Below are 10,615 nucleotides of genomic sequence, written 5' to 3'. Positions count from 1 at the left end.
GCGTAGGCGAAGCCGACGCCGATGACCGGGTTGTTGCCGGCGCGGGCCAGCGAGGTGAGGCGCTGCACCTTGTCGGCGTCGCCCTCACCGGACCAGCGGGCGCCCCCCGCCCCCCCTTAGGCGCGCCCGCGCCCCCCGCCCGCGCCCGGGGAAGGCGGTACGGGCTACGCGCAGCTCACACCGATACAGACGGTGTTGAGGAGCGTGAGCAGGCCGACGCACTCGCACGTCGCCGCGAAGGGCGCTCCGTCGACGCCGACCGGGTCGGTCTCCGGAAGGGCGTGCAGGCGGGCGAGCAGTTCGAGGTCCTGGTTCTCCATGGCATTCTCCTTCTCTGTGAGGCGGCGGCAGGCTTTCTGCCGCTCAGACCGGCTGCTGGACCATCCAGTGCCGGGGCTCTGCGGGGTGGCGGACCCGGATCAGGAACGCCAGGATTCCGGCGGACCCGTCGCTCCAGCCCGTCGAGACGTCCCCGTACTCGTTGGGGAAGACGACATGGGCTCCGCGGCGGGACCCTTCGGAGACGATCAGACGGGCCAGGGCCTCGGCGCTCGCCCGGTGGGCGGGGTCGCCGGTCGCCTCGGCCAGGTCGAGGAGCAGGTCGCCGTTGCCGGCCAGTCCGTGGCACTGGGTGAGCGCGGCGCGGGAGGCCCGCTCCACGACCGCCGGCGCCGACCGGCGGGCGAGGTCGCCGAACCGGTCGTCGCCGGTCGCCCGCCACAGCCGGACCAGGAACGCGCCGATGCCGGCCGAGCCGTGGCACCAGTACGGGGCCGTGGGCACGTCCCCCGCCTGCGCGGGCCACTGCGCCGCGCCGCCCACGTCCACGGCGTGCGCCACCAGGTGCTCGCCGGCCGCCACGGCCAGGTCGCGGTGGTCCGGGCGGCCCGTGACGGACGCGGCGGCGAGGAGGAAGCAGCCGATGCCGGACGTGCCGTGGGCGAAGCCGAGATACCGCTTGCCGGCCTCCTCCGCCACGGCCTCGGCCGGCACCGGCCAGCTCGCCCCCGGCCCGGCGCGGTCCGCGGCGGCGGCCAGCCGGTCGGCCGCCTCGGCGACCAGGGCGGCGAGGCGCGGGTCGCCGGTGCGCCGCCACAGGTGGACGGCGGCGAGTCCGCCGCCCGCCGTGCCGTGGGTGATGTCGTGGCTGGGCGTCGGTTCCTGCGGCGCCAGCGCCAGGGCCAGCGCGTGGTCGGTCAGCCTCCGGTCGCCGAGGGCGCGCCCGGCCTCGTACAGCGCCCAGGCGGTGCCCCGGGCGCCGAAGTGCAGTCCGGGGCGGGCGGATCCGAGATCCGTGCGGTCGGCGATCCAGCGGCCCGCGGCGGCCAGCGTCGCGGGCAGGCGCGGATCGCCGGTCAGCTCGAAGTACCGCGTCAGCACCGCCAGGACACCCGCCGCGCCCTGCTGCACGGTGCAGGGATCGGTCTCGCCGGCCCGGGTGGAGACGGGCCAGAGCCGCCGGTCGTCGCCGGGCGTCATGGTGTCGACGAGGTGGTGCACGATCCCGGCGACGGCGGCCTCGGTCGTGTCGTCGGACCGCACGACCGCGGTGACGGCGGGCCTCGACGGACGGGCGGCCCCCAGAGCCTCGCGGGCCCCGGCCGGATCCCACCGCGCGGCCGGATCGTCCCGCATCAGCCCGAGGATCAACTCCCGCATGCCGTCCGGGAGTCGTACGGACTCGGCGCAGGCGGTCAGCCAGTCGGCGAGCCGCTCCTCCGCGGGCCGGTCCGCCGGCTCCTCCGCCAGCAGGTTCGGTACCTTGCCGGTCAGGACGAAGCACACGGTGGCGCCGAGGCTGTAGGCGTCGGCCGTCGGGGAGACCGGCGCGTCCACCAGCCGCTCGGGGGCGCTGAAACCGGGCGTCCCCACCCGCGTCGGGAGCGGCGCGTCCTCCGCCAGGACGGCGAGCTCCAGGTCGATGAGGCGGAGTTCCCCGTCCGGGCGGACCATCACGTTGCCCGGCGTGAAGTCCCGCAGGACGCACCCGTGGGCGTGGGCCGCCGCCACCAGCTCGACCAGCCGTCCGACCTGCGCGGTCGCGGCGGCCCGGTACCGCTCGCCGCCGACGTCGCGGAAGTGCTCGGCGACCCAGGTGCGCAGCGGCACGCCCGGCACCTCCTCCTGGGCCAGGAACAGGTGCCCGCCGTGCTCGAACAGCGCGAGCGGCTCCGGCGCGAGGCCCGTGCCCCTCAGCTTCTCCAGCGCCCGGGCCTCGGCGCGCAGCCAGTCGCGGACGTCGAAACCCGAGGCGTCCGCCTCCACGTGCGGCCGGGTCTCCTTGATCACCACCGGCGCGCCCGAGCGGACGTCGCTGCCCCGGTAGACCCCGCCCTTGTTGGTGTGCCGGATCGCCTCCCGCACCGCGAACCGGCCGCCGAGCACCAGCGGACGGCCCTCCGCCCCCGAGGGGCGCGGCGCGGCGACCGCCGGCGCGGGGAACGGGCTGACCGCCCACTCCGGCGGCGTGTACCGGCCGGTCCGCCGATCCTCCACCGGGTTCCCGTCGGGGTCCTCCACGTACCAGACCAGCAGCCCGTCGCCGGACAGCCGGCGCCGGCCGACGAAGGCGCCGTACCGGTAGTGCACGAGGCTGTTCACCGCGTACTGCTGGTCGGACAGGATCCGCGGCCCGGCCAGGCCGGCCGTCGCCCGGTGCAGCGCGGCGGCGAGCCGGGCCGCGTCGGCGTCCGACCGCGGATAGACGGTGACGAACTTCCCGGAGCTTCCCCGAGGCGTGGCGCGGGAGTTGAGCGCGCTCACCTGCTCCAGCGACCGGGCGAACTTGAACCCCGACGCGTCCGGCAGCAGCACCTCCAAGGACCGCGCCAGGACCGCCGGCGCGGAGCCGGCCGTCGCCGACACGTGCAGCTTCCACCCCTGCGGGCGCTGCTCCCCGGAGCGGGGTGCCACCCGGCACCACATGTCGTCCGACTCGGTCGTCCAGCGCCCGCCCGTACCCGTGGCGTGCAGCGCTCGATGGAGGAGGTCTTCCAGTACGGCTTCGGTGGCGTGGCTCGTCATGCCCATCCCTCTCAACGGCGAGAACCGCTGGCGGGAACGTGCCCGGCGCACGTGCCGACCCCACATACCCACCCCCGGATTCACCGGATACGGCGAGCGCACGCCGAAGTTGTCCCACCAGGAGGCGCGCCTGGCGCAGAAGGGCGCACGGCCGCTCGCTCAGGGGCGGCAACGGCCGTACGGGGCGGGCGAACCGGGCCGGTCGGAGGCGGTCAGCCCTCCCGGACCAGGCCCAACAGGGGAAGTTCCAGGGGCCTGTTGCCGTCCTCCGCGTCCCAGGCGGTGTACGCCAGGGAGGCGGGGCCGGGGACGCGGAAGACCGTGTGCAGGCCGGTCACCACCATCGACGCCAGCCGGCGGTAGTCGGCGGACGGCGACGGCCAGGGGAGTTCGGCGCACCAGTTGCCGACGCGGTCGCCGGCGTCCGGCGCGCGCCAGCCCGCCCCGACGAGCAGCCGGCCGCCCTCCTCGCCGGCCCGCGCGGCGCCTTCGAGGTGCCGGTCGCCGGAGAGTTCCGCGTACAGCGCCTCGGGGTCCTGGCGGAACTGGGCGTACCGGGAGCCCTTCGCCGTCCTCGGCGGCAGGGCGTCCCCGGTCTCGGAGACGATGACGATCGCCCCGGCGGGCAGGGCGGCCAACTGCTCGGCCAGCCGCTCCCGGAAACCGTCCCAGCCGGTCATCGGCCCTCCTCCGTCGCGTCGCGTCCGTCCTGGACGGCCAGCCAGGCCCGGGAGGCCAGCGTCAGCCGGACCGAGCCGGACACCCGGCCGAGGACGAAGGCCGTGTCCCGCCGCTCCCACCGGACCTCGGGGGCCGCTCCGGGCCTGCGGTCGGTCGGGGCGCCGAGCGGTCCCGACAGCGCGCCGGCCAGCCGCGCGAACACGTCCACGCCGGCCGCCCAGTCGCCGCCGACCTCCGCCACCCGCAGCGCCACGCTCTCCACCGTGCCGTACCGGCCGTGCAGTTCGGCGCCGTCCGCCCCGAGCCCGGCCCCGAGGACGTCACCCTCGGCCCGGACCACCAGCAGCCGGCGCCGGAACAGCCCGCGCCGCGGCACCTCGTCCCCGGCCGGCACCCACGCCAGGGCCCGCAGGCCCTCCGCCAGCCGCACGACCTCGGCGTCGCCCAGGGCGCGCCCCCGTCCGTCCGTCATACGCCTCCGGGACCCGGCACCCCGAAGGGTCCGGCCCCTGCCCTCCTCGCGGTGCTCCCGTACGCCACTCCCCGAGGATCCTCGCACGGGCGCGCGTCACGGCCGCAGGTACGTCCCGACATGCCGGTACAGGGTGCCCGTCCCGCCGAACTCCTGCAGCACCGGGGCCCAGACGGCCTCGATGTGGGCCACCGCCTGCTCCTCCGTGAGCCATTCGGAGAAGCTGAGCACCTTCGTGCCGTCGACGCTGATGTGGAGGTGGGCGGCGAGCGCGCCGGGGTAGGCGCGGTCCGCCCCTTCCGTGCGCTCCTCCGAGGCCAGGAGGCCGTCGAGCCACTCCTCGGCCGCCGCCCGGTCCGCCGTGTCGAAGAACGCGACGGGGAAGGACTCCGGGAGGGCGGCGGGGCCGGCCGGGGCGGTGCCCCGGACCGTGCGGTAGTGGTGGAACGGCGTGGCCGTGGGGGTGCCGGCGCCGGGGAGGGCGTCGAGTCCGGGCGGCCAGGCGGCCTCCTTCCGGGCCTCGGCGAGGTCCGGCTCCGACGCCCACTGGGTGTGGACGAGCACGGTGGCGCCGGCGCTGTCGGCGTAGACGCTGAACGAGACCAGGCCGTCCGGCCAGCTGCCCGGTTCGGATCCGCGGCCCGCCACGGCCTCGGCGACCTGCCGCTGGTCGGCGGGCGTGTCGACCGGCAGGGTGGTGACGAGCGCGACGGCGCTGTCCGGGCTGTCGAGGACCGGTCGGACGGTGGCGGGGGACGGCGGATGCGGCACGGCGGCCTCCTGGGCGCTCGGCGGGGAAGGGGGATGGATCAAGTCTCCGTGTCCCGGCCGGGCCGCCCAAGAGTCGGCGTGTCAGGTCTTCGTCAGGTCTTCGACAGGTCCCTCCCCGGATTCCCGGGGCCGTCGGCCGTCGCGCAGCAGACGCTCGGTGAGCTCCTCCAGCCGGCGGGCGGCGGCAGGGTCGAAGTCGTGGGTGTCCACCCGGAGCGGGCGGCCCTCGACGAAGGCGGAGAGCGTCGCGGCGGGCGGGTCGTCGAGGGCGGCGACGATCGGCGGCAGGGCCGCCGAGACGGGCTTCGCCCGCCGCTGCATCGACCGGATGTGCCGGAGCGTCTCGGCGTCGTACTCGCCGGAGAAGCCGGTCGCGGTGACCCCGGGATGGACGAGGACGTACCGGATGCCCGAGGTGGCGTGGCGGTCGGCGAAGGCGACGCCGAGGAGGTCGTTGAGCTTGCCGCCGTGGCCGAGCGCGGCGCCGCCGTGGTAGCCGTGCCGGAACTGGAGGTCGTGCCAGCGCACCACGTCGAGGGGGGCGCCCGGTCCGGCGACGTTCACGACGACGGGACGGGCCGCCCTGCTGAGGACGGGGGCCAGGCGGTGGGAGAGGAGGTAGCGGCTGAGGTAGAAGAGGGCGAAGTTCTCCTCGTACCCCTCGCGGGTCTCGGTGCGGCGGAAGCGGTAGTGGCGGGCGCACAGGACCAGGCCGTCGACCACGGGCACCTGGGCGGTGATCTCGTCGATCGCGGCCTCGGTGTCCGCGATCAGCCCGAGGTCGGCGGTCACGAAACGCGCCCGCCCGGCGGCTCCGCGGGCCCCGGCCCGCTCCAGGAAGGCACGGCCCTTGGCGGCGTCCCGGCCGATCACCACGACGGTGTCGCCCCGGTCGAGGTGGCGTTCGGCGAGCGCCTTGCCGATGCCGTCCGTGCCGCCGGCGATGACGAGGGTGCTCACTTCTGGTCTCCCTGGGCCGCGACGGCGGGGGCGGTGGAGGGCGTCCCGTCCTCGGCGGGGGCGCCGGAGGAGGGCTCGACGGGTGCGTGGTCGGCCCGCGGGCGCCCGGGGAGCTGGGTGGCGGCGGCCAGGGTCACCACGAGGGCGATCGCCACCGTCCAGGCGGCCCCGCGGAAGCCGCGGGCGGCGTCGCCGTCGCCGACGGTCTGCACGACGAGGGCCACCGTGGCGATGCCGACCGAGGCACCGAGCTGGTTGAGCATGTAGAGGACCGAGCTGCCCTGCGGGACCAGCGCGGACGGCAGGGTCCGGTAGAGCGAGGCGATCGTCGGGGCGCCGACCGCGCCGAGGCCGAGCCCGAGCGTGAAGGCCGCGAGCGCCGTGAGGACTTCGGGCGTCTGCGCACCGGCGCGGGTGAACGCGAGGGCGCTCAGCAGGGCCACCACGCTGCCGCCCAGCGCGAGGGGCCGGGAGCCGAGCCGGTCGGAGAGGCGCCCGGTGAGCGGCATCGAGACGGCGGAGCCGACGCCCAGCGGCGCGAGCAGCAGGGCGGACGCGAACGCGCCGTGCCCGCGGGCCTGCTGGTAGTACAGCGGCAGCGCGAAGAGCGCGGCGAACGTGGCGAGTCCGACCAGCGCGCCGACCGTGACGCTGGCGGAGAAGCTGCGCCGGGTGAAGAGGCGCAGGTCGATGAGGGGTGCGGTGGTGCGCGAGCCGAGCGCGTGGACCGCGTAGCCGGCGAGCAGCAGGACGGCCGCGGCGAGCGGGAGGAGGACCTGCCACGTGGCGAAGGCGGCGCGCTCGGCGGCCTGGGACAGGGCGAGCACGCCGGCGGCGACGCCGGGCCCGATGAGGGCGATGCCGGTGACGTCGAGGCGCGCGGCCGGGGTTCCCGCCTCCGGCGCGTCCTTGGGGACGGTCCGCAGGGCGAGGACGAGGGCGACGATCCCGATCGGGATGTTGACCAGGAACATCCAGCGCCAGGACAGACCCTGCAGGATGACGCCCCCGACCACGGGTCCGAGCACCGGTCCGCTGGAGCCGACCACGCCCATCAGTCCCATGACGCGGCCCGCCCGCTCCGGACCCGAGGCGCGGGCCAGCAGGGTCAGCATCAGCGGGTCCAGCAGCCCGGCACCCAGGCCCTGGAGGACACGGAAGCCGATCAGGCTCGGCGCGTCCCAGGCGAGTCCCGAGCCGATCGAGCCGGCGAGGAAGACGACGAGGCCGAGCAGCCACAGCCGCCGCCCGCCGAAGCGGTCGACGGCCCAGGTGGTGACGGGGATGGAGACGGTGAGGGCCAGCAGATAGCTGGTGGAGACCCAGCTGACGGTGGCCAGTGAGGTGTCGAGGTCCCGGGCCAGGGTGTCGGCCGCGGCGGCGATCATCGAGCTGTCGAGGATCCCCATGATCCCGCCGAGCAGGATGACGCCGATCAGCCGCCGGAGGGCGGGATCCAGGCGTCCGTCGGATGTGTGTGCCATGACTCTCTCTTCCGAAGGTCGGGCGAAGTGCCGGGCGGTGTCGGGCGCGAGCCGGGCGGAGGGCGGGCGGAGGGCGGGCCGGCCGGCCCGGGGGCGTCGCCGACCCGTCCCAGCAAACTGCACTGGCTGGTGCACTTTATGGGGCTCGTCGGTGCTGCTGCAACCGCAGGGTCGATGAAATGCACTGACTGGTGCAGTAGTTGGGTCGGGGCGGTACGATGGCGCGGTGACCGGAACCAGTGCAGCGACGAAGGAGACGGCGTCCGCGAAGGCGGCGGCGCCGGCCCGGCGGGGCGCGTCCCGCGGCCGTATCGACAAGCGCGAGGCGATCCTCGGCGCCGCGTTCACGGTGTTCGCCCACCGCGGCTACGCGCGCGCCTGCATGGAGGAGATCGCCGAAGTGGCGGGCGTCGCCAAGCACACCGTCTACAACCACCTCGGCGACAAGGAGAACGTCTTCCGCAGCGCCCTGGAGGCGGCCGCCGAGACGGTGATGGCCGAGAACCTCGCCGTCGTCGAGCAGCTGACGGCCGGGGCGGACACCCCTTCCGGGGCCGACGAGTTGCGCGCGACCCTGGAGGGCGTCGTCCACCAGCTCCTCCTGCGATGTTGCGACGAGCGCTCCTGGTCGCTGCGCCGCCTGCTGTACGCCGAGGTCGCCCGCTTCCCCGACCTGCTGGAGGTCGTCTGGGGCCGGGGCGCGAACCGGCTCAAGGAATCCCTCGCCGACCGGCTCGCCCGCCTCTCCCTCGCCGGACACCTGCGCCCGTGCGACCCGGCGGAGGCGGCGGAGCAGTTCCTCGCGCTGCTGACCGGCCCCATGGAGGCCCGCTCGCACCTGGGCACCCGCCGGGTGCCCGAGGTCGAACTCCGTACCGTCGGCCGATCCGCCGTCCGCACCTTCCTGGCGGCGTACGGCCCCGTGGCCTGAACCCGTTTGTGAACGCGGGTAAACGCTGCTTTAAGGCGGTGCCCGCGCCTCCGCACGGCGCCGGATCTACGTAATCATCGTTCAGATCAAGGCAGTTGGGAGGGTGGTGCGGTGCGTGCGACGTCCCCGGACGGCGCGCCGCGCGCGCCCGGGCAAGGAGGCAGCGTGCACGTCCTCGTCGTGGGGAACCCGGCGGACGGCTCCGGGTCGCCGGCCGCGAGGCTGGAACGGCTCGGTCACGACGTCACCTGCGCCGCCACCGGAGCCGAGGCGCTCGCCCTGCACCAGGAGGCGGACCTCGTCCTGCTCGACCTGGACCTGCCCGACGTGGACGGCCTGGAACTCTGCCGGCGCGTCCGTGCCGTCAGCCAGGTCCCGCTGATCGCGTTCACCGACAGCGGCACCGAACTGGACCGCGTCCTGGGGCTCTGGGCCGGCGCCGATGACTGCCTCGACAAGCCCTACGAATTCCGCGAACTGGTCGCCCGCATCGAGGCCGTCACCCGGCGCACCCGCCCCCGCGAAAACACCCGCGCCTCCCTCACCGTCGTGTCCGTCGGAGCGCTCCGGGTCGACGCGGAATCGCGTGAAGTACTGGTCCGCGGCCGCCTCGTGGAACTCACCCGCAAGGAATTCGACCTCCTCTACTACCTCGCGCAGAACTCCGGGAAAGTCGTCAGCCGGCACCAGCTCATGAAGGAGATATGGGGCGACCCGCGCGGTGCGGCGATCGGGGCCCGCGCCAGCCGCACCGTCGACACGCACGTCAGCTCCCTGCGCAGCAAGCTCGGGGACAGCGGATGGATCCGCACCGTGCGCGGGGTCGGATTCCGGCTCGGCGGCGGATAGACCCCGCGGCCCGGTCTCACCGAATTCTTTCGCCGCGCCGTTGAATTCACCGGCCGGTCTTCACGCCGAATTGTGAATAACCCGCACTTCCCCTGACGATCGGTCGGCGCGATCCCGCCTAGAGTCGAAAGGCCACCGCCCGCCCCATCGCAGCGACGGAGACGTTCCCATGCATTCCTCCGACTCCCTTGCGCAGGCGCCGTCCTGCCCCTACCTCGCCTCCGGATTCACCTCCCGGCGCCTCGACCTCGACCCGGTCTACGCCCGGCTGAGGAAGGAGGAGCCCGTCAGCCGCGTCACCATGCCGCACGGCGGCGACGCCTGGCTCGTGACCCGCTACGACGACGTCCGCGCCGCCCTCGCCGACCCGCGGCTCAGCCGCGCCGCCACCGTCGGCAAGGACGTGCCCCGCTCCAGCCCGCTCATCCAGCACCCCGAATCGCTGCTCAGCATGGACCCCCCGGAGCACACCCGGCTGCGCCGGCTCGCCGCCAAGGCGTTCAGCGTCCGTCAGGTCGAGGCGGCACGCCCCCGGGTGCAGTCCGTCGTCGACGGACTCGTCGACCGGCTGGAGGAGACCGGGCCCCCCGCCGACCTCGCGGGCGGCCTCGCCTGGCCCATGGGCATCACGGTGATCTGCGAGACCTTCGGCGTCCCCGAGGAGGACCGGGCCGCCTTCCGGGCCTGGACCGACACGATGATGGCCCTCACCGTCGCCGAACCCACCGAGATCCAGGCCGCCCGGGCCGGACTCGACGCCTACCTGCGGGACCTGATAGCCCGTCGTGTCGCCGCCCCCGGCGACGACCTGATCAGCCGGCTGGCCACCGCCCGCGAGGGACGCGACCGGCTCACCGAGGCCGAACTCGCCATCTTCGCCGTGGACCTGCTCACCGCCGGCCACGAGACCACCGCCAACCAGACCGGCAACTTCCTCTACGCGCTGCTGTCACGGCCCGCCCTCTGGGACCGTCTCGTCGCCGACCCGGACCTCGTGCCGGGCGCCGTCGAGGAACTGCTCCGCGTCACCCCGCTCGCGACCAGCGTCGCCCCCTTCTCCCGGATCGCCGTCGAGGACGTCGAGATCGGCGGCACGGTGATCCGCGCCGGCGAGGCCGTCGTCGCCCAGAACGACTCCGCCAACCGGGACGAGACCGTCTTCGAACGGCCCGAGGAGATCGACTTCACCCGCGCCCCCAACCCCCACCTCGCCTTCGGCCACGGCGCCCACCACTGCCCGGCCGCCCCGCTCGCCCGTCTCGAACTGCGCACCGCCCTCGCCACGCTGGTGCGCAGGCTCCCCGGACTGCGCCTGGCCGTGCCCGTGGACGAGGTCGTCTGGCAGAGCAACCGGGTGATGCGCGGGGTGAAGGAACTGCCCGTGGTGTGGTGACCACCAGGACGAACGGCGGCGGCGCGGTCCCCCTCCCGCACGAGGGGGAC

General features: G+C 75.0%; 10 protein-coding genes. 3 read left to right on the top strand and 7 right to left on the bottom strand.

Translation table 11 applies throughout. From position 1 onward, the window contains the following. Positions 1-164 precede the first annotated feature (164 nt). The 7 genes from ACFW1I_RS36735 to ACFW1I_RS36705 form a co-directional block, all read right to left on the bottom strand. Entirely contained in the window at positions 165-320 is a 156-nt protein-coding gene (locus ACFW1I_RS36735) for a VenA family class IV lanthipeptide (RefSeq protein WP_167352188.1), read from the bottom strand. A 43-nt stretch (positions 321-363) separates the two neighbouring features. After that, on the bottom strand, positions 364-3,024 hold the full coding sequence (gene lanL / locus ACFW1I_RS36730) for a class IV lanthionine synthetase LanL (RefSeq protein ID WP_384678188.1): 2,661 nt from the start codon (positions 3,022-3,024) through the stop codon (positions 364-366). A gap of 212 nt (positions 3,025-3,236) precedes the next feature. Continuing rightward, positions 3,237-3,704 carry a hypothetical protein gene (locus ACFW1I_RS36725; RefSeq protein ID WP_384678186.1) on the bottom strand — a complete coding sequence of 156 codons (468 nt, stop codon included), beginning with the start codon at positions 3,702-3,704 and terminating at the stop codon, positions 3,237-3,239. Next, entirely contained in the window at positions 3,701-4,177 is a 477-nt protein-coding gene (locus ACFW1I_RS36720) for a DUF6301 family protein (RefSeq protein ID WP_384678184.1), read from the bottom strand. Before ACFW1I_RS36720 ends, ACFW1I_RS36725 begins: the two co-directional genes overlap by 4 nt. 96 nt (positions 4,178-4,273) lie before the next feature. After that, positions 4,274-4,948: a hypothetical protein gene (locus ACFW1I_RS36715; RefSeq protein ID WP_384678182.1), complete on the bottom strand. Its 675-nt coding sequence runs from the start codon at positions 4,946-4,948 to the stop codon at positions 4,274-4,276. A gap of 81 nt (positions 4,949-5,029) precedes the next feature. After that, positions 5,030-5,908: an SDR family NAD(P)-dependent oxidoreductase gene (locus tag ACFW1I_RS36710; protein WP_384678180.1), complete on the bottom strand. Its 879-nt coding sequence runs from the start codon at positions 5,906-5,908 to the stop codon at positions 5,030-5,032. Then, on the bottom strand, positions 5,905-7,392 hold the full coding sequence (locus ACFW1I_RS36705; protein WP_384678178.1) for a DHA2 family efflux MFS transporter permease subunit: 1,488 nt from the start codon (positions 7,390-7,392) through the stop codon (positions 5,905-5,907). The genes ACFW1I_RS36710 and ACFW1I_RS36705 overlap by 4 nt, the downstream gene beginning before the upstream one ends. Before the next feature lie 226 nt (positions 7,393-7,618). On the opposite strand from ACFW1I_RS36705, the gene ACFW1I_RS36700 reads away from it, so the two are divergent. The 3 genes from ACFW1I_RS36700 (at position 7,619) to ACFW1I_RS36690 (ending at position 10,565) form a co-directional block, all read left to right on the top strand. Beyond that, entirely contained in the window at positions 7,619-8,323 is a 705-nt protein-coding gene (locus tag ACFW1I_RS36700) for a TetR/AcrR family transcriptional regulator (protein WP_384678175.1), read from the top strand. A gap of 165 nt (positions 8,324-8,488) precedes the next feature. Beyond that, positions 8,489-9,172, top strand: a complete 684-nt coding sequence (locus tag ACFW1I_RS36695) for a response regulator transcription factor (RefSeq protein WP_384678173.1) — start codon at positions 8,489-8,491, stop codon at positions 9,170-9,172. 169 nt (positions 9,173-9,341) lie between these two features. Further along, positions 9,342-10,565: a cytochrome P450 gene (locus tag ACFW1I_RS36690; protein WP_384678171.1), complete on the top strand. Its 1,224-nt coding sequence runs from the start codon at positions 9,342-9,344 to the stop codon at positions 10,563-10,565. Positions 10,566-10,615: the final 50 nt, after the last annotated feature.

This window comes from Streptomyces sp. NPDC058955, assembly GCF_042741435.1.
GTDB lineage: Bacteria > Actinomycetota > Actinomycetes > Streptomycetales > Streptomycetaceae > Streptomyces.
This window is presented reverse-complemented; position numbering and strand designations above follow the sequence as displayed.

What these genes read in the sequence shown, in the direction of transcription:
- ACFW1I_RS36735 (WP_167352188.1), bottom strand. Translation starts at nt 320, where the DNA reads ATGGAGAACCAGGACCTCGAACTGCTCGCCCGCCTGCACGCCCTTCCG.
- lanL (WP_384678188.1), bottom strand. Translation starts at nt 3,024, where the DNA reads ATGACGAGCCACGCCACCGAAGCCGTACTGGAAGACCTCCTCCATCGA.
- ACFW1I_RS36725 (WP_384678186.1), bottom strand. Translation starts at nt 3,704, where the DNA reads ATGACCGGCTGGGACGGTTTCCGGGAGCGGCTGGCCGAGCAGTTGGCC.
- ACFW1I_RS36720 (WP_384678184.1), bottom strand. Translation starts at nt 4,177, where the DNA reads ATGACGGACGGACGGGGGCGCGCCCTGGGCGACGCCGAGGTCGTGCGG.
- ACFW1I_RS36705 (WP_384678178.1), bottom strand. Translation starts at nt 7,392, where the DNA reads ATGGCACACACATCCGACGGACGCCTGGATCCCGCCCTCCGGCGGCTG.
- ACFW1I_RS36690 (WP_384678171.1), top strand. Translation starts at nt 9,342, where the DNA reads ATGCATTCCTCCGACTCCCTTGCGCAGGCGCCGTCCTGCCCCTACCTC.